Here is a 20,696-nt window from a genome sequence, read left to right as displayed (position 1 = left end):
GGAGGTTGGTGGTCGCCGCCGCCCTCCTGCTTTCCGCCTGCACCAGCCAGCCCGCCCCGACCGGCGGCATCGTCTCGACCAACCCCTGCGCCGACGCGATACTGGTCGAGCTCGTCCCCCCGCGGCGGATCGCCGCGATCAGCCATTATTCGGCCGATCCGATGGCCAGCTCGATCCCGGCAGAGACCGCCGCGCAATTCCGCACCACGCGCGGCACCGCCGAGGAAATCATCGCGATGCGGCCCGAACTGGTGATCGCGAGCAGCTTCACCGCGCCTTCGACGCGTGCCGCCTATGCCCGTGCCGGGCTCGACGTCCTCTATCTCGATTCCCCCGCCACCATCGCCGCGAGCGAAGCGCAGGTGCGCGAGCTGGCAAAGGCCGTGGATGCCCCCGCCGCGGGCGAGGCGATGGTCCAGCGTATCGAGACCGCGATCGCCTCCGCCGCGACACCCGACACGCAACCCGTCCCGGCGCTCGCCTGGATCGGCGGCAATCTCGTCTCGGGTGACGGGACGTTGCTCCACGAAATGCTCGGCCGCGCTGGCTTTCGCGACGCCGCCGCCGATTATGGCCTCCAATTCACCGGCTATCTTCCCGCCGAGCATGTCATCGCCGATCCGCCGCGTGTCATGCTCGTCCCCGACGAACCCGGCCGCGCCGCCACCTCGCGCGCTGCGCAGATCCGCGCGCGAGTCCTGTCGCGAATGGGCGGCCGCGTCGTGCAGGCGCAGTTCCCGCGCCGCCTGGTCAATTGCGGCGGGCCGGTGATCGCCGATGCCATGACCCGGCTCGCGCAGGTCCGCAGGAACCTGATGTGAAGCGCGCCCCGCTCCTCATCGGTCTTTCCGCGCTGGTGGCGCTGTTGTTTCTCGCCTCGCTGATGGCGGGCAAGGTGTGGGTGCCGCTCGGCAGCTGGTGGCTGGAAGGCGACCCGCGCTGGCTGATCGTCAGCGAGCTGCGCCTCCCGCGCGCGCTGCTCGGAGTCGGCATCGGCGCCGCGCTCGGCCTGTCGGGTGCGGTGCTGCAGGGGTATCTGCGCAACCCGCTCGCCGACCCCGCCGTCGTCGGCATTTCCTCCAGCGGCGCGCTGGGCGCGGTCGCGGCGATCCTCCTCCTTTCGGCGACGTCGCCGCTGCTCGTCTTCGCCTGCGCGATGGCGGCGGCGTGCGGGGCGATGCTGCTGCTCGCCGCGCTCGCCTGGCATACGCACAGCGCAGTCGCCTTCATCCTCGCGGGCACCGTGCTCGCCAGCATCGCCGGCGCGCTCACTTCGTTCCTCATCTCGATCGCGCCCAATCCCTGGGCGACCGCCGAGATCATCGACTGGATCATGGGCTCGCTCACCGATCGCAGCTTCGACGAAGCGACGCTCGCGCTGCCCTTCATCGCCATCGGCTGCGGCCTGCTGCTTTGCACGGGCCGCGCGCTCGACGCGCTGACGCTCGGCGAAGACGCGGCGCGGACGATGGGGCTCAATCTCCGGCAAACCCAGATGCTCGTCGTCCTCGGCACCGGCCTGTCGGTCGGCGCGAGCGTGGCGGTCACTGGCGTCGTGGGCTTTGTCGGGCTGATCGTGCCGCATCTGCTCCGTCCGCTGGTCGGCGCGCGTCCCTCGGCGCTGCTCGTGCCCAGCGCATTGGGCGGCGCGGTGCTGGTGCTCGCGGCGGACAGCCTCGTCCGCCTTGCCCCCGGCGCGAGCGAAATCCGGCTCGGCGTCGCGATGGCGCTGATCGGCACGCCCTTCTTCTTCGCGCTGCTGCTGCGGATGCGGAGGTCGGCATGGATCTGAGCGCCAAGAAGCTCGACGTCACGCTCGGCGGTCGCCGCGTGCTCCACGGGATCGACGCGGTGTTCCGTCCGGGCCAGGTGACCGCAGTCCTCGGCGCCAACGGTTCGGGCAAGACGACGCTGTTGCGCACGCTTGCCGGCCTGCAGAAGTCCGAGCACGGCAGCGCCCTGTTCGGCGACCGGGTCGTCACCGATCTCGATCCGCGCGAACGCGCCCGCACGATCGGCTATCTGCCGCAGGATGGCGCGGTGCACTGGAACATCACCGCCGGCGATCTGGTGATGCTCGGCCGCACCCCGCATCGCTCGCCCTTCGCGGGGCCTTCGCCCGCCGACTGGGAGGCAGTGGTGACGGCGATGTCCGCCACCGCCACGCTCGAATTCGCCGACCGCACCGCTACCGAGCTTTCGGGCGGCGAGCGCGCCCGCGTCCTCCTCGCGCGCGTGCTGGCGGGGCAGCCGCAATGGCTGCTCGCCGACGAACCGCTCGCCAGTCTCGATCCGGCGCATCAGCTCGACTTGCTCGCCCAGTTCCGGCGGCTGGCGGATGAGGGCATAGGCGTGGTGATGGTCCTCCACGATCTGATCCACGCCGCGCGCGCCGCCGACGCGGTATTGCTGCTCCACGAAGGCCGCGCCGTTGCCTTCGGCCCGGCGGCCGAGATACTGGCGCCCGATCCGCTGCGTGCGGCGTTCGGCGTCGAAGTGATGGCAGTTGAGGACAGGCAAGGTATCGCTCTCCCGATACTCACGGGCCGCTCTCCCCGCTGACAGCCGCTTCCGCCTGTGCCAAGGGGCAGCGCAAGCTATTCCGGGGATGAAACCCGTCCGCCGGGCGCCCATATCGGTGGCGAGAAACATTGAGGAGATTGGCATGCGCATCATCGATCATCGTATCGCGGGCCATTCGGGTGGCGCGGGTGGTCGCCAGTCGGATGTGTTCGATCCCAACACCGGCGAAGTGCAGGCGAAGGTCAATCTCGGCACGCAGGCCGATCTCGAAGCCGCCATCGCCAAGGCGCAGGAAGTGCAGCCCAAATGGGCCGCCACCAACCCCCAGCGCCGCAGCCGCGTGATGTTCAAGTTCAAGCAGCTGCTCGAAGACAATATGCAGGAGCTGGCCGAGCTGCTCGCATCCGAGCACGGCAAGGTGGTCGACGACGCCAAGGGCGACGTCCAGCGCGGGCTCGAAGTCATCGAATTCGCCGCGGGCATCCCGCATGCGCAAAAGGGTGAGTACACCTATGGCGCCGGCCCCGGCATCGACGTCTATTCGATGCGCCAGCCGCTCGGCATCGGCGCCGGCATCACGCCGTTCAACTTCCCGGCGATGATCCCGATGTGGATGTTCGGCATGGCCATCGCCTGCGGCAATGCCTTCATCCTCAAGCCGTCCGAGCGCGATCCCAGCGTCCCCAACCGCCTCGCCGAGCTGTTCCTCGAAGCCGGCGCGCCCGAAGGGCTGCTTCAGGTCGTGCATGGCGACAAGGAAATGGTCGACGCGATCCTCGATCACCCGGCGATCGCCGCGGTCAGCTTCGTCGGCTCGTCGGACATCGCGCACTATGTCTATAACCGCGGCGTCGCCGCCGGGAAGCGCGTCCAGGCAATGGGCGGCGCGAAGAATCACGGCATCATCATGCCCGACGCCGACATGGACCAGGCGGTCAACGACCTGATCGGCGCCGCTTACGGCTCGGCGGGCGAGCGCTGTATGGCGCTGCCGGTCGTCGTGCCGGTCGGCGAAAAGACCGCCGAGGAACTGCGCGAGCGGCTGATCAAGGCAGTCAACGCGCTGCGCCCCGGCGTCTCGACCGATCCCGACGCGCAATACGGCCCGGTCGTCACCGCGCAGCACAAGCAGAAGATCGAAAACTGGATCCAGACCGGCGTCGACGAAGGCGCGGAGCTGGTCATCGACGGTCGCGGCTTCAAGCTGCAGGGGCATGAAAACGGCTTCTTCGTCGGCCCGAGCCTGTTCGATCACGTCACCCCGGAAATGGAATCCTACAAGGAGGAAATCTTCGGCCCGGTGCTCCAGATGGTTCGCGCCAACAGCTTCGAGGAAGCACTCGAGCTGCCGAGCAAGCACCAATATGGCAACGGCGTCGCCATCTTCACGCGCAACGGCCACGCCGCGCGCGAATTCGCGCAGCGCGTCAATGTCGGCATGGTCGGCATCAACGTGCCGATCCCGGTGCCGGTCAGCTATCACAGCTTCGGCGGGTGGAAGCGCTCGGGCTTCGGCGACCATGACCAGTATGGCATGGAAGGCCTGCGTTTCTGGACCAAGGTGAAGAAAGTCACTCAGCGCTGGCCCGATGGCGGCGCCAGCGGCGACAGCGCCTTCGTCATCCCGACGATGGGGTAAACGGGCATGCGGCCGGAACGCGCCCTGGTGTTGGTTCTGGCCGCGGTCTGGATGGCGTCGCTCGCCTTCCCGGTTTTCGATGCCGACGGAATATTGGGGCCGGGGGGCTGGTTTCTCGCCTTCGGCTGGATGGGCCTGATCGTGGGGGACTGGGCCTGGCTGGCGAACCCGGCCTTCTTCCTCGCGCTGTTGCTGTTGTGGTTCGGGCGAATGGCCCGGCCCCTCGGCATCGCGGCGCTCGGCGTGCTGGCGCTGGTGCTGCTCGGCGAGGCGCTTCGCACGTCGATCCTGACGAACGAAGGCGGCCTGTCGAGCGAGATCACGCAGCGGCTGACGGGCTATTATCTCTGGATCATCGCGCTGAGTGGGGCCGTGCTGCTGGGCGCGACGCAGGCACTGCGCCACGCCCTCGATGCGCGCCGTCCGCGCACGGACGGGAGCGAAGCATGATGCGCAAACGGGTCTTTTCCGGCTCGCCCTTCGAAACCCCCTTCGCCTATTGCCGCGCGGTGCGCACCGGCGACACGATCACCGTCGCCGGAACTGCCCCGATCGAGGACGATGGCAGCAACACGCCCGGCGACGCCGGGGTGCAGGCCGATCGCTGCTTTGCTATCATCCTGCGTGCCGTCGAACAGCTCGGCGGACTGGGGGAAGATATCGTGCGCACGCGGATGTACATCACCGATCCCGCCGACGCGGAGCTGGTCGGCGCCGCGCATGGCCGCTGGATGACGGTGGCGCAGCCCGCGGCGACGATGGTGGTCGTGTCCGCGCTGATCGACCCCGACTGGAAGGTCGAGATCGAAGCCGACGCCGTTGTGGGTTCGCGCGGATGAAACTGCGCGCGCTGTTCCTGTTCCTCGCAATGGTCTTCGCGGCGCTTCCGGCGGCGGCGCAGGACAAGCGCATCGCGCTCAGCTTCGACGATGTCCCGCGCGGCGCGGGCGCGTTCCTGACGCCCGACCAGCGTACCGTGCGGCTGATCGCCGCGCTCCATCGCGCGGATGTGCCGCAGGCCGTCTTCTTTCTCAATCCCGGCCAGATCGCCGAATCCGACGGCGGCGAAGCGCGGATCGACGCCTATGTCGCCGCCGGCCATGTCATCGCCAATCACAGCTGGTCGCATCCGCACCTCAATGCCACCGCCGCTGCCGACTATCTCGCCGATATCGATCGCGCCGAGGCATGGCTGAAGGGCCGCGAAGGCTATCGCCCCTGGTTCCGCTATCCCTTCCTCGATGAAGGGCAGGCGGACAAGGCCAAGCGCGAAGCCATCCGCGAAGGGCTCGCGCAGCGCGGGCTTTCGAACGGCTATGTCACCGCCGAAAGCTCCGACTGGCATATCGAGGCGCTGACGGTGCAGGCGGTGCGCGATGGCAAGGCCATCGACATGGATGCGCTGCGCGACTTCTATGTCGAAAGCCATGTCGAGGCCGCCGAATATTATGACGCGCTTGCCCGCCGGACGATCGGCCGATCGCCTGCGCATGTGATGCTGCTCCACGAAACCGACATCGCGGCCTTGTTCATCGACGATCTGGTCGCCGCGCTGCGCGCGAAGGGCTGGACGATCATCACCGCCGACGAAGCCTATGCCGATCCGATCGCCGTGCAGGCCGCGCGCTATGACACGCCGCATGCGCAGGGCACGCTCACCGAAATGCTCGCCTGGCAGGCGGGGCTTCCCGCCCCGCGCTGGTATGCGCGCAACGACACGAGGCTCGCGACCCGCCTGTTCGTCGAGCGCGTGCTGCACGAGACGCCGGACGAATGACGGTCCGCGCGCTCTTCCTCGCGCTGGCGCTGGTTGCGCTGCTGCTGCCCGAACAGGTCACGCGGCGGCTGACGATCGATCAGGTGATGCCGCCCGCCGCAGCCACCGAAATGCCGAAAAAGCGCATCGCGCTCAGCTTCGACGATATCCCGCGCGGTGCCGGCGCTTTCCTCGATCCCGACAATCGCCCGGCAATGCTGATCGCCGCACTGAGGGACGCCGACGTCGAACAGGCGGTGTTCTTCGTCAATCCCGGCCGCATCGCATCGGGCGACGCACACGAAGCCTCGGTCGAGGCCTATGTCGCCGCGGGCCATGTCATCGCCGATCACACCTATAGCCACCCGCGCCTCTCGGGCACGTCCGCCGACGCCTATCTCGCCAATATCGACCGCGCCGAAGCCTGGCTGAAGGACCGCCCCGGCTATCGCCCGTGGTTCCGCTATCCCTATCTCGACGAAGGCGGGCGCAACAAGGCGAAGCGCGACGCCGTCCGCACCGGCCTCGCCGAACGCGGCCTCGCCAACGGCTATGTCACTGCCGACGGTTCGGACTGGCATATCGAGCAGCTCGCCATCGACGCCCGCCGCGCGGGCCGCGCAATCGACATGGACGCGCTGCGCGACCTCTATGTCGAAACCCACGTCCTTTCGGCCGAATTCTCCTACAATCTCACCGACCGCGCGATCGGCCGCCCGATCCCGCAGGTGCTGCTGCTCCACGAAACCGATCTCGCCGCGCTCTTCATCGGTGATCTGGTGCGGGCTTTGCGCGACAAGGGCTGGGAAATCGTCACCATCGACGCCGCCTATGCCGATCCGATCTATGACGAACGGCCCGACACGCCGATCGCGGCGGGATCGCTGGTCGAAATGCTCGCCTGGGAACATAAGGTCACCGGTATGCGCTGGTTCGACCGCAACGAACAGGCAGTCGGCGCGCGACTGTTCCGCACGCGCGTATTGCATCAGGGTGAGGCGCAAGAGTGAAACTTCCTATCTGGCTACCGTCGCTGGCGATCCTCGCGCTTGCGGCATGCGATGATGACAGCCTGCCCAATCCCGCGCCGATGCCGACGCAGGCGGCGAATGACAGCGCCGACGCGCCGCCGCCGGCCGAGCCCACTCCCGAACCCGATCCCTCGCCCGGCCCCGATCCCACGCCCGACGCCGTTTCGGGAACACTGTCCGAGCGATATCGCGGCCTGTGGACCTTCAAGGGTGCCGATTGCGGCCCGGCTTCGGTAAGCCGCTTGCGGATCGACGCGGCGAAGCTCGTCTTCTACGAATCGGTCGGCGAGTTGCGGGGGATCGAGCCCGCCGGACCGAATGCGGTCCGCATCACGCTCGATTTCACCGGCGAAGGCGACAGCTGGACGGCCGCGATGACGCTGACGCTCAACGAAGACGGCACGCTGCGCCGCGATCAGGAGGAGATGGAACCGATGACCTATGTCCGGTGCGCCGAATGAAGCTGCGGAAGGCGCTTCTCGGATTAGTGCTGGTGCCGTTGATCGCGGCCTGTGCGGACCAAGGCCGGGACGCCGAACTTGAACCCGCGGAAAACATGTTCGCTGCGATACCAACGTCTGAGGGTGTTCCGCCTCCTGCGTCGTCCGGGGAAGAACCTCCGGCACCGTCTGAATTCGAACTTGTCGCCGTCGGTCCCGGCATTGGCTGCGGCGACGCCTTTGCGATCGAACTGGCGGACGGCGAACGCCTGCTGCGGCGCGATTCCGGCCTCGACTTTCTGGTCTATCGGCTGGAGCAGGCCGGCAAGACGACCGTGATTTACGAAGGTAATGCCCCCATGTCGGGAGCGATCGTGAAGCACGCGCAACGCGGTTGGCCCGCAGTCGTCGCCGTCCACGGCGAACAGTCGGTTGCCGATCGCGTTATGACTGAGGGACCGCTTCTGTCCCGCTGCCCCTACGAAGAATGAAAACCGAAGAGACCCGAGGATGACCGGACAATTTGACCTGACCGACGATCAGCGCGCGATCCAGGAAATGGCGCAGCGCTTCACTGCCGATGCGATCACCCCGCATGCCGGCGAGTGGGACGAAAAGCACATCTTCCCGCGCGACACGCTGAAAGCCGCCGCCGAACTCGGCTTCGGATCGATCTACGTCTCGGAGGAATCGGGCGGCATCGGCCTGGGGCGGCTCGAAGCCGCGCTGATCATGGAGGCCATGTCCTATGGCTGCCCCTCGACCAGCGCGTTCATTTCGATCCACAATATGGCGACCTGGATGATCGACCGGTTCGGCGATCAGGCGGTGAAGGACAAATACCTCCCCTCGCTGATCGGGATGGACCGGATCGCCAGCTATTGCCTCACCGAACCCAGCTCGGGATCGGACGCGGCGGCGCTCAAGACCAGGGCAGTGAAGGACGGCGACCATTATGTCGTCACCGGCTCCAAACAGTTCATCTCGGGCGGCGGCGAGAATGAAGTCTATGTGATGATGGTCCGCACCGGCGAGGACGGGCCGAAGGGCATTAGCTGCCTCGTCATCGAAAAGGACATGGAAGGCGTCAGCTTCGGCGCGCAGGAAAAGAAGCTCGGCTGGCACTCGCAGCCCACCGCGCAGGTGAATCTGGAGGAAGTGCGCGTCCCCGTCGAAAACCTCGTCGGCGGTGAAGGCGAAGGCTTCCGCATCGCGATGATGGGCCTCGACGGCGGCCGCCTCAATATCGGCGCCTGCTCGCTCGGCGGCGCGCAGCGCTGCCTCGACGAAGCGATTGCCTATACCAAGGACCGCCAGCAATTCGGCAAGGCGATCGCCGAGTTCCAGAACACGCAATTCACCCTAGCCGACATGGAAACAGAGCTGCAGGCGGCACGCGCGCTCCTCTATCTCGCCGCCGCAAAGGTCACCGAAAACGCGCCCGACAAGACGCGCTTCGCCGCGATGGCCAAGCGGCTCGCCACCGACACCGGCTCCTCGGTCGTCGATCGCGCGCTGCAGCTTCACGGCGGCTACGGCTATCTGATGGATTACCCGATCGAACGCTTCTGGCGCGACCTGCGCGTGCATTCGATCCTCGAAGGCACCAATCAGGTGATGCGCATGATCGTCGGCCGCGAATTGACGCGGTAAACGACCGATCCGTTTGCTTCGAGCGGGTTCGAGCTTGTCGAGAACCCGTGTCGAGAAGCGGTTCTCGACGAACGCTTCTCGGCTTCGCTCGAAGCTGCTCGAACCCAACGGCTGAAGGATTCTGATGACCCAGGACGTTCTCATCGAAACCACCGGCAAGGCCGGCCGTATCCGCCTCAATCGCCCCAAGGCGATCCACGCGCTCAACACCGATATGTGCGTCGCGATGGCGAAGGCGCTGGCGCAGTGGCACGATGAAACCGCGATCGAAGCGGTGCTGATCGACCATGCCGAAGGACGCGGCTTCTGCGCGGGCGGCGACATTCGCCTGATCGCCGAAAGCGGCGCGGCGGACGGTGCCAAGGCGCGCGAGTTCTTCTTCGAGGAATATCGCATGAACCACGCGCTGTTCACCTATGTGAAGCCCGTGGTCGCCTTCATGGACGGGATCACGATGGGCGGCGGCGTCGGCATTTCGCTGCCCGGCAAATATCGCGTCGCGACCGAGAATACCAAATTCGCCATGCCCGAAACCGGCATCGGCCTGTTTCCCGATGTCGGCGGCGGCTGGTATCTCTCGCGGCTGCCCGGGCGAATGGGTCAGTATATCGCGCTCACCGGCCACCGGATCGACGGCGCCGAATGCCTCGCGCTCGGGCTTGCGACGCATTATTTGCCGTCGGACAAGCTCGAACAGGCCAAGACGCGCATCGCCGAACATCCCGGCGATATCGACGCGATCCTCGCCGAGCTTGCCACCGACGCCCCCGAAGCGCGCATCCTCGCGCATCGCCAGGAAATCGACCGGCTTTTCGCGTCGGACACGCTCGAGGACGTCCTTGCCGCGCTCGAATCGGACGGCGGCGAATGGGCGACCAAACAGCTCGAAACTTTGCGCACCAAATCGCCGCAGGCGATGAAGGTCAGCCTCAAGCTGCTGCTCGACGGCGCGTCGATGCCGACCTTCGAGGACGAGATGCGCCAGGAATATGCCGTCGCGACGCGCGTCTGCCAGCGCCACGATCTGATCGAAGGCGTCCGCGCGGTCATCATCGACAAGGACAATGCGCCGCAATGGAACCCGGCCAGGCCCGAGGACGTCACCGATCATCGCATCGACACGATCTTCGCGCCGCTGCCCGAGGACGAGGCGTGGAGCCCGGCGTGAACGCAATGCTGTCCTACACGATGATTTTGTGTCAGGCGGGTGCGTGAATTTTAAACTTCGCGCGCGCGTGTGCGCGGGTACGCGCGCATGTTACGTCGCGACCCGGTGCGAACTTCGCACGCAAAACCGCGGTTTTCTGAAAACCGCCGGTCGGATGATTTCATCGCCCCTGCGCAGGCAGGGGCCCATGTCTCTCTCAACGAGAGACAGCGTTCATGGTTAGAGAGATAGGCCCCTGCCGTTACAGGGGCGACGGAGGATAGAGTGGCAGATTACGAAACCATCCTTGTCGAACAGCGTGGGCCGGTGACGCTGATCACGCTCAATCGCCCCAAGGCGCTGAATGCGCTCAACAGCCAGGTGATGGACGAACTCACCAACGCGCTTGCCGCGTATGATGCCGATGACAGCCAGGGCTGCGCGGTGCTCACCGGCAGCGAAAAGGCATTCGCGGCGGGCGCCGACATCAAGGAGATGTGCGAGCTCGACTTCGCCGATGTCTACAACCGCGATTTCTTCGCCGGCTATGATCGCTTCACTGCGACGCGCAAGCCGGTGATCGCGGCGGTCGCGGGCTATGCGCTCGGCGGGGGATGCGAGCTGGCGATGATGTGCGATTTCATCCTCGCCGCCGACACCGCAAAGTTCGGCCAGCCCGAAATCAAGCTTGCTGTCACCCCCGGCATGGGCGGATCGCAGCGGCTCACCCGCGCGGTCGGCAAGGCCAAGGCAATGGAAATGTGCCTTACCGGCCGGATGATGGACGTCCACGAAGCCGAGCGCGCCGGGCTGGTCAGCCGCATCCTTCCCGGCGACGAACTGGTCGCCGAAGCGATCAAGACCGCCGAACTGATCGCCGGCATGGCGCCGATCGCGGTCAAGGCGAACAAGGAAATGGTCAACGCCGCGTTCGAAACGACGCTGCAACAGGGCGTGATGTTCGAACGCCGCCTGTTCCACGGGATTTTCGGAACGCAGGACCAGACGGAGGGCATGGCCGCCTTCATCGAAAAACGCCCCGGAAACTGGAAGGGGAAGTGACGTCTTCCCCCCTCCCGCATGCGGGAGGGGGTCAGGGGGTGGGCTCGCGCTCACAACAGAACACACCGCCAGCGGAGATCGGGTGCCCACCCCCGGCCCCTCCCGCATGCGGGAGGGGAGTAAAACAATGGCACGCGTAGCATTTATCGGTCTCGGCAATATGGGCGGCGGCATGGCCGCGAACCTCGCAAAGGCGGGGCATGACGTACACGCTTTCGATCTTTCGCAGGATGCGCTGGCGGCGGCGAAGAAGGCCGGCTGCCTGCCTTGCGACAGCGCCGCCGAAGCGGTGAAGGGCGCTGAGGCGGTCATCACCATGCTGCCGGCGGGCAAGCATGTCGAAGCCGTCTATACCGACAGCGTGTTCGACAATGTCGATGGCGGCGCGATCCTGATCGACTGTTCGACGATCGACGTCGAAACCGCGCGCCGGGTGAGCGATGCGGCATCGGCCAAGGGGCTTACCGCCGTTGACGCCCCGGTATCGGGCGGGATCGCGGCGGCGAACGCGGGCTCGCTCACTTTCATGGTCGGCGGCAGCAAGGCCGGGTTCGAGCGTGCCGAGCCCTTCCTTTCGAAGATGGGCAAGGCAGTGATCCATGCCGGCGGCGCGGGCGCGGGCCAGGCGGCCAAGGCGTGCAACAACATGCTGCTCGGCGCGACGATGGTCGCGACGTGCGAGGCGTTCCTGCTTGCAAAGAAGCTCGGGCTCGATCCGCAGAAATTCTTTGACATCGCGTCGGTCTCCTCTGGCCAGAGCTGGTCGATGACCAGCTATTGCCCGGTCCCCGGCGTCGGCCCCGAAACCCCCGCCGACCGTGACTATGCCCCCGGCTTTGCAACCGCGCTGATGCTCAAGGATCTGGGGCTGGCGATGGCGGCGGCGGAAAATGCCGGCGCGCAGGTGCCGATGGGCGCCCGCGCGCAGGAACTGTACGAGCAGTTCGCCGAAGCGGGCAATGGCGGCAAGGATTTCTCGGGCATCATCAAGATGCTCGACGGGAAGGAATGACTGAGTTCCTCCCCCGGAGGGGGAGGGGGACCGCCGAAGGCGGTGGAGGGGTATTGGCTGCAAGCACGGCGCCCGTGGCTTACCCCTCCACCACCAGCTGCGCTGGCGGCCCCCTCCCCTTCCAGGGGAGGAACTTGGCCCGAAAAGTCCCCAGCAGCGTTAACTCTCTATTTGCCTTCCCAGCCCGACAATCGCTCCGCATAACGCTCGCGAAGGAGCCGCCCATGCGCCGCTTGCTGCCGGTCATTGCCATCGCCCTGACAGCCCCTGCCGCCGCGCAGCAGGGCAGCGGCGCGCCGTTCGTCATCGAACAGACGGGGCAGGGCTTCGCCACGCTCGACGCCGCGGTCAGCGCAGTGCGCGACGGCGATGCGACGATCCTGATCGCGCCGGGCACTTATCGCGACTGCACGGTGCAGACCGGCGGCGACATCACCTATCGCGCGATCCAGCCGGGCAGCGTGATCTTCGATGGCGGGACGTGTGAGGGCAAGGCGGCGTTCGTGCTGCGCGGGCGCCGCTCGGTGGTCGACGGAATCATCTTTCGCAACATGCGCGTGCCCGACGGCAACGGCGCGGGCGTGCGGATCGAGACAGGCGACCTGTTCGTCAGCAATTCGATGTTCCTCGACAGCCAGGAAGGCATATTGGGCGGCGGGCACGAAACGATCCGAACCATCGCGATCGACCATTCGACCTTTGCCGGGCTCGGCCAGTGTGACGAGACAGTGGATTGCAGCCACTCCATTTATCTCGGGCTGTCGCAAGGCGTGATCCGCATCACCAATTCGCGCTTCGAACGCGGCACTGGCGGCCACTATGTGAAAATCCGCGCGCCGCAGGTGGTGATCGCCGATTCGAGCTTCGACGACAGTCAGGGCCGCAACACCAACTATATGATCGACATGTCCGAAGGAGGCACCGGCCGGATCACCGGCAACACTTTCGTCCAGGGGCCGAACAAGGAAAACTGGACCGCACTGATCGTGGTCGGCGCCGAAGCGCGCACCTATGGGTCGGCCGGGCTTGTGGTGTCTGACAATGTCGCGACGCTGGCGCCGGGTGTCGAGCGCGGCCCCGCCTTCGTCGCAACGACCGCGCGTGATGCGGTGCGGATGGAAAACAACCGGCTGGGGCAGGGCATCCGCCCCTTCGAGCAGCGCTGAGGCAAACAGCGGTTAGTTCCGTTCGCCCTGAGCCTGTCGAAGGGCGCCTTGCCTCAGGAGCGACGCGCGAAACGAGAGGCGGGCTTCGACAGGCTCAGCCCGAACGGAGATTGTTCATCGCGCGGGACAGGTCGAAGCTCCGCTCGCATCGAGATCGAGGCAGCGGCCGTCGATCTCCACCGGCACGGGCAGGTGCAGCAGCCCCGCCAGCGATGGTGCGATATCGACCGTTTCGACCGAGAGCGGCTGTTCGAACCCGGTCATGCCCTTGCGCCAGAACAGGATCGGCACGCGGCGGTCATAGTCCCAGAAGCTGCCGTGCGTGGAGGCATAGCCGGGGCCGGGGCGGGCGATCGGCGAAACCCGCGGCTTGAGCGCGATCACGATCTCGCCCGACCGCTCGGTATCGTAGGAGGCACGGGCCCGTTCGATCATGCTCCAGTCCTCGGGCGGGCTGGTCGGCATTGGCGTGGCGAGGATCTGGTCGCGCGTGAAGACGCCGGCGATATCGGGGTTCGCCTCGAAATGCGCGATCGCGGCGGCGGCGAGGCGATCGTGATCGGCGGCGGAAAGCGACGGGTCGATCCAGTAATTGCCGCTGTCGCCGCGGATGCTGTCGCCCGGCAGGCCAAGCGAGGCAGCGACGCCCGCCACCGGATCGGCAGTGATGCGATGGGCGCCGGGCACGCCCTGGATCTGCTGCCGCTCGGTAGCGTCGGTGCCGCCATGATCGGCGGTCAGCACCACGGCATAGTCGACGCCGGTCGTGTCGAGCACCGCGAAGAGCTTGCCAAGCTGTTCGTCGAGCGAAAGCAGCTGGAGGCACATCTCGCTGCCCTGCGTGCCATAGGCATGACCGACATAGTCGGTCGCCGACGCGCCGATGATCAGCAGGTCGGGCGCATCGCCCTGCCCGAGTTCGAGCTCGGTGGCGAGGCCGGCGGCGGCGGCGGTGACGGCTTCGTCGAATTCGGGCGAGGCGCGGAAGGCACGGCTGTCGCCGGCCTGGCGGGCGAAGCGGCCGTCGCCGATGGTGCCGTTGCCGACCGGCACCGGCACGGCGCGGGGGCGGCAGAAATCGGGCAGCGGCAGCGCCGGCTGGGCAGTGGCGATGCGGCTGGCAACCGAGGCGTTGATGCGGGTGATGGTGGCGGGTGCCTCGCGGCCGGCATAGCTGACGAAAGCGTCGCCGCCCCACCACCAGATCTGGTCTGGATCATGGCCCGCCATCATCACTGCGGCGCGATCCTTGCCGGCGACGGCAATCACGCGCGATCGCGGGTCTGCCGCCTTCATCCACTCGCCAAGCGTCGGCACGCGCAGATGCACCGGCGAGACGGTATAGTCGTCGGAATTGGAACCGGGGATGGTCTCGTCCTCGGCGCAATAGACGGTCTTGTCCTCGCGCTGCGCGTTCAGGTCGATCCAGTCATTGGCGATGATCCCGGTTCGCGCCGGGCGGGCGCCGGTCAGGATCGTCGAATGGCCGGGGCAGGTCTCGGTCGCGCTGTGGCTCTGATAGCCCGAGGGGAAGACCGCGCCGCTTGCCATCCGGGCAAAGCCGAACCGAAATTGCGGGCGATATTCCGCGAAGAGATTGGCAGAGAACTGGTCGACCGAAATTACCACGATCAGCCGCGGCGGGGTTTCCGGCGACGGCGCTTCCTGAGCCGCGAGCGGGGTGACGGACAGCAGTGCGATCGCTGCGGTCAGGGAGCGGAACAGACGCATCGACAGTCTCCGGCATGACATGGAACGAACTCCGCTGCTAATGGGCGAGCGGGTCGACGAGAGCAAGGACAGCCGATGCGTGCACGATATTGCGCGGTTATGACAATGATGCTGGCGGCGCTGCTGGTGCTGATGCCGGGCGCGCTTGCGCAGCAGCCCGCGCCGGGGCCGCATATCGCGATCGATCTGGTCGCCGAAACGCTGCGCCCTGCTCCGGGAAGCGAGGTGACGCTGGCATTCGATTCGCGTCCCGATCCCGGATGGCACGGCTATTGGCGCAATCCCGGTGACGCGGGGTTGCCCGCGCGGCTGGAATGGGAGCTTCCCGAAGGCGTGCAGGCAGGCGATCTGCGCTATCCGGTGCCGCAGCGGCTGCTGATCTCGGGCCTGATGAACTATGTCTACGAGGCGCCGTTCGCCCAGCTCGTCACGCTGCGCATCCCGGAGGGGGTGGCGCGGGGCACGAAGCTGCCGGTCTCGGTTCGGATGCAGTATCTGGTCTGCACCACATCGATCTGCGTTCCAGAAAGTGCGGAGCTTTCGACCGAATTGGTAGTGGGCGACAGCGCCATTCCCCCCGACCGTCGTGAGCGGTTCGACAGGTGGCGCAAGCGCCTGCCCAAGCCGCTGGGCAGCGAAGCGCAATGGCAGCGCGAAGGCGACCGGATGCGGATCGCGATACCGTTTCCGGCCGGGGCTCGGCTTGGCGATGCCTATTTCTACCCGGTGACGCACCGCGCCGTCGCCTATGGCGCCGAGCAGGCGATCGTCCGCGACGGCGATCGGCTGGTGATCGACGTGGAAGCAGTCGAACCCGAGGGGCGGATCGAAGGTGTTCTGGATACCGGCGGGCAGGGGCTGGAAGTGAGCGCCACGCCTGGCACCGTCGCCCCCGCATCGGCGGATGCGGAAACGGCCGGCGCTGCGACGAACGGCTGGCAGGCGGCGCTGATGGCCTTTGCCGGCGCGGTGCTCGGGGGGCTGATCCTGAACGTCATGCCGTGCGTTTTCCCGATCCTCAGCCTCAAGGCATTGAGCCTTGCCAGGGCAGGCGGCGAGGAAGCGCACCCGCGATCGGAGGCGCTGGCCTATGCCGCCGGCGTTATCCTGGTGTGCGTCGCACTGGGCGGCATCCTGCTGGGCCTGCGCGCCGCAGGAACGAGCGCGGGCTGGGCATTTCAGTTGCAGAGCCCGGCGGTGATCCTGATCCTGCTGCTGCTGGTAAGCGGCATCGCCTTCAATCTCGCCGGCTTGTTCGAGCTCGCAACGCCCGGATTCGCCAACCGCGCCGGTGGACGGGGAATCGGCGGTGCCTTCGCCACCGGGGCGCTGGCGGCCTTTGTTGCGACGCCGTGTACCGGGCCGTTCATGGGCGCTGCGCTCGGTGCGGCGCTGGTGCTACCCTGGACGGCCGCGCTGGCGGTGTTCGCCGGGTTGGGTCTCGGGATCGCATTGCCGTTCCTGCTGCTGGGGTTCGTCCCGCCACTGCGCCGCGCCTTGCCCAGGCCGGGGCCGTGGATGGAGGTGCTGCGGCGGATCCTGTCGGTTCCGATGTTCCTGACCGCAGTCGCGCTCGCCTGGGTTCTGGGACGTCAGACGGGCGCGGACGGGATGGCACTGGGGCTGCTTGCGGTGCTTGCGGCGGCGATGCTGTTCTGGATCGGCGGAGGGCGTCAGGCGCGCGGATACAGTTTCGGCGCGCTCGCGATCGTGGCACTCGCCCTTGTGGCAGTCGTCGGTACCGGGCTGGTGATGCGCCTGCCAGCGGTCGATGCGCGCCCGACCGCCGGGATGAATGCGGAGCCTTTCAGCGAGGCGCGGCTTGCCGAACTGCGCGGCGAGGGGCGGCCGGTCTTCGCCTATTTCACTGCCGACTGGTGCCTGACCTGCAAGGTTAACGAAAAGACCGTTATCGAGACGGCCCCGGTGCGTCAGGCGCTTGCCGACAACAACGTCGCGGTGCTGGTGGGCGACTGGACCGACGGCGACCCGGTGCTCGGGCGCTTCATCGAAAGCCACAATCGCGCCGGTGTGCCGCTGTACCTATGGTATGCGCCGGGGGCGGAGGCGCCGGATGTGCTGCCGCAGATCCTAACTCAGGCGATGGTGCGCGAACGCGCGGCAGGGCAGGGCGGCGAAGGCTAGGGCGAATTGCTTATTGGCGCGGCATCGGGCCGGCCGCATGCTGGAGAAATTCACGGCCCTTGTGCGGCGCAGCAAAGTGGTTAGCATGGGAACCATAATGCGTTTCGATGCTTGGGAGATTGGATGGCGGCAGCAAAAGCGTTCGACGAAATCTGGGGGCATGGGGGCGCTGACGCACCGCGTGCCGAGTTCGCTGCGCTCGCCGAGTGGATTGCTTCCACGCCGCCTGAAGAACTGACGCGACGACAGGAGTCTGCTGAAGCGACCTTTCGTCAGCTCGGCATCACCTTCGCCGTTTACGGCGAAAGCGAAGCCGCCGAACGCATCATCCCCTTCGATATCGTTCCGCGCGTCTTCCTCCCCGGCGAATGGAAACGGCTTTCCGAAGGGCTGGTCCAGCGCGTCGAGGCGATCAACGCGTTTCTGGAAGACATTTATTACGGCAATCAGCGGATCGTGAAGGAGGGGGTCATCCCTCCCGAGCTCATCTATCAGAACGAACAGTTTCGCCCCGAAGTGAACGGCATCCGTCCGCCGCATGGCATCTGGGCGCATATCTGCGGCATCGATCTGGTCCGCACCGGACCCGACGATTTCTTTGTCCTGGAAGACAATGCGCGCACGCCGTCGGGCGTCAGCTACATGCTGGAAAATCGCGAGGCGATGATCCGGCTCTGCCCCGAATTGTTCAAGGAATTCCGCGTCGCGGCGGTCGACAGCTATTCGGACCTTCTGCTTGAAACGATGCGCTCGGTAACGCCGGGGCCGGGCAAGTCGCGTCCGGTATGCGTCGTGCTGACGCCGGGGCATTTCAATTCGGCCTATTACGAGCACAGCTTCCTCGCGGACTCGATGGGGATCGAACTGGTCGAGGCGGCCGACCTGGTGGTCGACGACGATATCGTCTGGATGCAGACGATCGCGGGGCGCGTGCAGGTGGACGTCATCTATCGCCGGATCGACGATGACTTCCTCGATCCGCTTACGTTCCGCCCGGATTCGCTGCTCGGTGTTCCGGGGCTGGTCGCGGCGTATCGCGCAGGCAATGTCGCGATCATAAACGCACCGGGCAACGGCATCGCCGACGACAAGGCGATCTACAGCTACATGCCGGAGATCGTGCATTTCTATTCGGGCGGAGAGGCCAAGCTGCCCAATGTGGAAACCTATCGCTGCCGTGAGCCGGACGCGCTCAAATACACGCTCGAAAATCTCGACAAGCTGGTGGTGAAGCTGGTCGACGGATCGGGCGGGTACGGCATGCTCGTGGGCCCTACCGCGAGCAAGGACATGATCGAAAAGTTCCGTGCCGCGCTCAAGGCAGAGCCGCATCGCTATATTGCGCAACCCACGCTGGCGCTCTCGACCGTGCCGACGATGAGCGAGAAAGGCGTGGCACCGCGCCATGTCGATTTCCGGCCGTTCGTGCTTACCGGTAGCAACGGCGTACAGGTCGTGCCGGGGGGGCTTACCCGCGTGGCGCTGCGCGAAGGGTCGCTGGTCGTCAATTCGAGCCAGGGCGGCGGCACCAAGGACAGCTTCGTTTTGATGGAGGACGTTCCGGCGCAGAGCCAGTCTCAGAATGGCGGCGCCATGCAGCAGACCCAGACGGCGGCGGGGTCCTGACATGCTGATGCTATCGCGCACTGCGGCGGCGCTCTACTGGCTCGGCCGCTATGTCGAACGCGCCGACTTTCTGGCGCGGCTGATCGAAGCGACGGTGCGGCTCGATGCGCTTTCCGCGCGCCCGGCGGGCGAGGCGGCGTGGCGCAGCGCGCTCAGCGTCAGCTATACCGAGGATGCATTTGAGGAGACCGGCAAGGATCTGACCCAAGCCAATGTCGTGCGCTATCTGACGCTGGCCGAAGACAATCCCGGCTCGATCGTACGCTGTCTCGACGCGGCGCGGATCAATGCAAAGGCCGTGCGCACCGCGCTGACCCGCGAATCCTGGACCGCGATCAACCGCGCCTGGCTGCTGTTTCGCAACCGCTCCAATCCGGGCGGACCGGCCGCGGTGCTGACGATGGTCGAATCGGTGAAGGCGGAAACCCGCGGCTTCGAAGGCGCAGTGCATCGGATGATGCACAATGAAGCGACCTGGCTGATCCAGCTCGGCGCCGCGATCGAGCGCGCGGACAACACCGCGCGGCTGCTCGACGTGAAATACCATATCCTGCTTCCCGAGGGCGAGCTGGTCGGCGGAACGATGGACCGCGACCAGTGGACCACCATCCTGCAGACGGTTTCGGCAGTCACTGCCTATCGCTGGCTCTACAGCGAGGGGCTGTCCTCGGCGAATGTGATCGACCTGCTGGTTTCGCGATTTGAATTGCCGCGATCGCTCGCCGCTTGTGTGGACGAAGTGGTTCAGCTGCTCAGCCATCTTGCCCGACGCACCGGATTGCAGGGCGAGGCCGATCGCATGGCGCGGGCACGGCTGATGCGGATGCAGAAGACCAGGTCGAATGATATCATCATGAGCGGCCTGCACGAATATCTGGAGGCGTTCATAAAGGAGAACGCATTGCTCGACGGTGCCATTGCACGGCAGTTCCGGTTCATCTGATGCGCATCGCTGTCGATCACCGGACGCTCTATCGCTTCACCGAACCGCAGGCGCGGATCATCCAGATGCTGCGGATGCGGCCGTGCGACACGCGCACGCAAACCGTGGTCGACTGGCGCATCGATGTCGATTGCGACGCACGACTGCGCCGCTCCGAAGACGGGTTCGGCAACGAAGTGACGATGCTCTATGCCGAAGGGCCGCTCGATTCGATCGAGTTGCGCGTCACCGGCGAAGTGTTGACGCTGGAAAGCAACGGCGTGGTCGCCGATGCGCCGGAACCGCTGCCGCCGATGCTGTTCCTGCGCGAAACGCCGCGTACCGCGCCGGGCGAAATGCTGACCAAATTCGCGACCGAAGCGGTGAGCGGCATAGAGGATCCGCTCGAGCGGTTGCATCGGTTGAACACGGCGCTACATGCGCGTTTCAAGGTCGCGCCCGTGGCGCCGGATCACGGCGAAACCGTGGCGGACAGTTTCCTGAAAAAACAGCTTACCGCACGCGATCGCGCGCAGATATTCGTGGCAGCAGCGCGCTGCTGCGGCGCACCTGCGCGCTATGTCTCCGGCTATCGGCAGACCGAGGAAGCGTCGCTTGCGCCGGACGCTTGGGCGGAGGCGCATGTCCCGGATCTCGGCTGGGTGGCGTTCGACCCTGAATCGGGTGCCTGCGCGGACGAAAGCTATATCCGCGTCGCCGTCGCGCTCGACGCCACCGGCGCGGCACCGATTTCAGGTCAACGCGTCGGCGCGGGCGAGGAAGCACTGGATGTCGACGTGCAGGTCGAGCAACTGGGTGTAGAGGGCTGAGCCGGGCGATTCT

General features: G+C 66.3%; 20 protein-coding genes. 19 read left to right on the top strand and 1 reads right to left on the bottom strand.

The genetic code is table 11. The features are described from left to right. Nucleotides 1-8 precede the first annotated feature (8 nt). The 15 genes from G5C33_RS17085 to G5C33_RS17015 all read left to right on the top strand — a co-directional run bounded on the left by G5C33_RS17085 (nt 9) and on the right by G5C33_RS17015 (nt 13,429). Entirely contained in the window at nt 9-821 is an 813-nt protein-coding gene (locus G5C33_RS17085; RefSeq protein WP_228275112.1) for an ABC transporter substrate-binding protein, read from the top strand. Further along, nucleotides 818-1,792 (top strand): FecCD family ABC transporter permease, encoded by a 975-nt coding sequence (locus tag G5C33_RS17080; RefSeq protein ID WP_165328243.1) that lies wholly within the window; start codon nt 818-820, stop codon nt 1,790-1,792. The genes G5C33_RS17085 and G5C33_RS17080 overlap by 4 nt, the downstream gene beginning before the upstream one ends. Then, nucleotides 1,783-2,562, top strand: a complete 780-nt coding sequence (locus G5C33_RS17075) for an ABC transporter ATP-binding protein (RefSeq protein WP_165328242.1) — start codon at nt 1,783-1,785, stop codon at nt 2,560-2,562. The genes G5C33_RS17080 and G5C33_RS17075 overlap by 10 nt, the downstream gene beginning before the upstream one ends. 103 nt (nt 2,563-2,665) lie before the next feature. Next, on the top strand, nt 2,666-4,162 hold the full coding sequence (locus G5C33_RS17070) for a CoA-acylating methylmalonate-semialdehyde dehydrogenase (protein ID WP_165328241.1): 1,497 nt from the start codon (nt 2,666-2,668) through the stop codon (nt 4,160-4,162). 27 nt (nt 4,163-4,189) lie between these two features. Beyond that, complete coding sequence (locus G5C33_RS17065; RefSeq protein WP_165328240.1) at nt 4,190-4,612, top strand: hypothetical protein; 423 nt, start codon at nt 4,190-4,192, stop codon at nt 4,610-4,612. Continuing rightward, on the top strand, nt 4,609-5,001 hold the full coding sequence (locus G5C33_RS17060) for a RidA family protein (protein WP_323126172.1): 393 nt from the start codon (nt 4,609-4,611) through the stop codon (nt 4,999-5,001). Before G5C33_RS17065 ends, G5C33_RS17060 begins: the two co-directional genes overlap by 4 nt. Further along, the gene (locus tag G5C33_RS17055) at nt 4,998-5,939 is read left to right on the top strand and encodes a polysaccharide deacetylase family protein (RefSeq protein ID WP_165328239.1); all 942 of its coding nucleotides are present in this window, start codon (nt 4,998-5,000) and stop codon (nt 5,937-5,939) included. Before G5C33_RS17060 ends, G5C33_RS17055 begins: the two co-directional genes overlap by 4 nt. Beyond that, entirely contained in the window at nt 5,936-6,928 is a 993-nt protein-coding gene (locus tag G5C33_RS17050) for a polysaccharide deacetylase family protein (RefSeq protein WP_228275111.1), read from the top strand. The genes G5C33_RS17055 and G5C33_RS17050 overlap by 4 nt, the downstream gene beginning before the upstream one ends. After that, on the top strand, nt 6,925-7,410 hold the full coding sequence (locus tag G5C33_RS17045; RefSeq protein WP_165328238.1) for a hypothetical protein: 486 nt from the start codon (nt 6,925-6,927) through the stop codon (nt 7,408-7,410). The genes G5C33_RS17050 and G5C33_RS17045 overlap by 4 nt, the downstream gene beginning before the upstream one ends. Beyond that, the gene (locus tag G5C33_RS17040) at nt 7,407-7,880 is read left to right on the top strand and encodes a hypothetical protein (RefSeq protein WP_165328237.1); all 474 of its coding nucleotides are present in this window, start codon (nt 7,407-7,409) and stop codon (nt 7,878-7,880) included. Before G5C33_RS17045 ends, G5C33_RS17040 begins: the two co-directional genes overlap by 4 nt. Nucleotides 7,881-7,899: 19 nt before the next feature. After that, complete coding sequence (locus G5C33_RS17035) at nt 7,900-9,042, top strand: acyl-CoA dehydrogenase family protein (RefSeq protein WP_165328236.1); 1,143 nt, start codon at nt 7,900-7,902, stop codon at nt 9,040-9,042. Nucleotides 9,043-9,166: 124 nt separating this feature from the next. Then, complete coding sequence (locus G5C33_RS17030; RefSeq protein ID WP_165328235.1) at nt 9,167-10,210, top strand: enoyl-CoA hydratase/isomerase family protein; 1,044 nt, start codon at nt 9,167-9,169, stop codon at nt 10,208-10,210. A 264-nt stretch (nt 10,211-10,474) separates the two neighbouring features. Continuing rightward, nucleotides 10,475-11,251, top strand: coding sequence for an enoyl-CoA hydratase (locus G5C33_RS17025; protein ID WP_165328234.1), 777 nt, complete (start codon nt 10,475-10,477; stop codon nt 11,249-11,251). A gap of 127 nt (nt 11,252-11,378) precedes the next feature. Then, nucleotides 11,379-12,263, top strand: a complete 885-nt coding sequence (mmsB, locus tag G5C33_RS17020) for a 3-hydroxyisobutyrate dehydrogenase (protein ID WP_165328233.1) — start codon at nt 11,379-11,381, stop codon at nt 12,261-12,263. A gap of 224 nt (nt 12,264-12,487) precedes the next feature. Next, nucleotides 12,488-13,429 carry a polysaccharide lyase domain-containing protein gene (locus tag G5C33_RS17015; RefSeq protein ID WP_165328232.1) on the top strand — a complete coding sequence of 314 codons (942 nt, stop codon included), beginning with the start codon at nt 12,488-12,490 and terminating at the stop codon, nt 13,427-13,429. 114 nt (nt 13,430-13,543) lie between these two features. On the opposite strand, the gene G5C33_RS17010 is transcribed toward G5C33_RS17015, so the two are convergent. Beyond that, a complete protein-coding gene (locus G5C33_RS17010; protein WP_165328231.1) occupies nt 13,544-15,160 on the bottom strand; it encodes an alkaline phosphatase family protein in 1,617 nt (538 codons plus the stop codon). A 99-nt stretch (nt 15,161-15,259) separates the two neighbouring features. Here G5C33_RS17010 and G5C33_RS17005 point away from each other — a divergent pair, with 99 nt between their 5' ends. From G5C33_RS17005 to G5C33_RS16990, 4 genes are all read left to right on the top strand, one after another. Next, nucleotides 15,260-17,305, top strand: a complete 2,046-nt coding sequence (locus G5C33_RS17005) for a protein-disulfide reductase DsbD family protein (RefSeq protein WP_407698051.1) — start codon at nt 15,260-15,262, stop codon at nt 17,303-17,305. Nucleotides 17,306-17,428: 123 nt separating this feature from the next. After that, the gene (locus G5C33_RS17000) at nt 17,429-18,931 is read left to right on the top strand and encodes a circularly permuted type 2 ATP-grasp protein (RefSeq protein WP_165328229.1); all 1,503 of its coding nucleotides are present in this window, start codon (nt 17,429-17,431) and stop codon (nt 18,929-18,931) included. 7 nt (nt 18,932-18,938) lie between these two features. After that, a complete protein-coding gene (locus tag G5C33_RS16995; protein ID WP_206518723.1) occupies nt 18,939-19,874 on the top strand; it encodes an alpha-E domain-containing protein in 936 nt (311 codons plus the stop codon). Then, entirely contained in the window at nt 19,874-20,683 is an 810-nt protein-coding gene (locus tag G5C33_RS16990) for a transglutaminase family protein (protein ID WP_165328227.1), read from the top strand. Before G5C33_RS16995 ends, G5C33_RS16990 begins: the two co-directional genes overlap by 1 nt. The last annotated feature ends 13 nt before the right edge of the window (nt 20,684-20,696 follow it).

The sequence above is a fragment of the Sphingosinithalassobacter tenebrarum genome, from assembly GCF_011057975.1.
Taxonomy (GTDB): domain Bacteria; phylum Pseudomonadota; class Alphaproteobacteria; order Sphingomonadales; family Sphingomonadaceae; genus Sphingomonas; species Sphingomonas tenebrarum.
The sequence above is the reverse complement of the archived record's forward strand: the minus strand, read 5'-3'. Positions and strand labels throughout refer to the sequence as shown.

Coding starts and splice junctions, on each gene's coding strand:
- G5C33_RS17075 (WP_165328242.1), top strand. CDS start 1,783: ATGGATCTGAGCGCCAAGAAGCTCGACGTCACGCTCGGCGGTCGCCGC.
- G5C33_RS17000 (WP_165328229.1), top strand. CDS start 17,429: ATGGCGGCAGCAAAAGCGTTCGACGAAATCTGGGGGCATGGGGGCGCT.
- G5C33_RS17070 (WP_165328241.1), top strand. CDS start 2,666: ATGCGCATCATCGATCATCGTATCGCGGGCCATTCGGGTGGCGCGGGT.
- G5C33_RS17015 (WP_165328232.1), top strand. CDS start 12,488: ATGCGCCGCTTGCTGCCGGTCATTGCCATCGCCCTGACAGCCCCTGCC.
- G5C33_RS17055 (WP_165328239.1), top strand. CDS start 4,998: ATGAAACTGCGCGCGCTGTTCCTGTTCCTCGCAATGGTCTTCGCGGCG.
- G5C33_RS17005 (WP_407698051.1), top strand. CDS start 15,260: ATGACAATGATGCTGGCGGCGCTGCTGGTGCTGATGCCGGGCGCGCTT.
- mmsB (WP_165328233.1), top strand. CDS start 11,379: ATGGCACGCGTAGCATTTATCGGTCTCGGCAATATGGGCGGCGGCATG.
- G5C33_RS16995 (WP_206518723.1), top strand. CDS start 18,939: ATGCTATCGCGCACTGCGGCGGCGCTCTACTGGCTCGGCCGCTATGTC.
- G5C33_RS17035 (WP_165328236.1), top strand. CDS start 7,900: ATGACCGGACAATTTGACCTGACCGACGATCAGCGCGCGATCCAGGAA.
- G5C33_RS17050 (WP_228275111.1), top strand. CDS start 5,936: ATGACGGTCCGCGCGCTCTTCCTCGCGCTGGCGCTGGTTGCGCTGCTG.
- G5C33_RS16990 (WP_165328227.1), top strand. CDS start 19,874: ATGCGCATCGCTGTCGATCACCGGACGCTCTATCGCTTCACCGAACCG.
- G5C33_RS17040 (WP_165328237.1), top strand. CDS start 7,407: ATGAAGCTGCGGAAGGCGCTTCTCGGATTAGTGCTGGTGCCGTTGATC.
- G5C33_RS17030 (WP_165328235.1), top strand. CDS start 9,167: ATGACCCAGGACGTTCTCATCGAAACCACCGGCAAGGCCGGCCGTATC.
- G5C33_RS17060 (WP_323126172.1), top strand. CDS start 4,609: ATGATGCGCAAACGGGTCTTTTCCGGCTCGCCCTTCGAAACCCCCTTC.
- G5C33_RS17010 (WP_165328231.1), bottom strand. CDS start 15,160: ATGCGTCTGTTCCGCTCCCTGACCGCAGCGATCGCACTGCTGTCCGTC.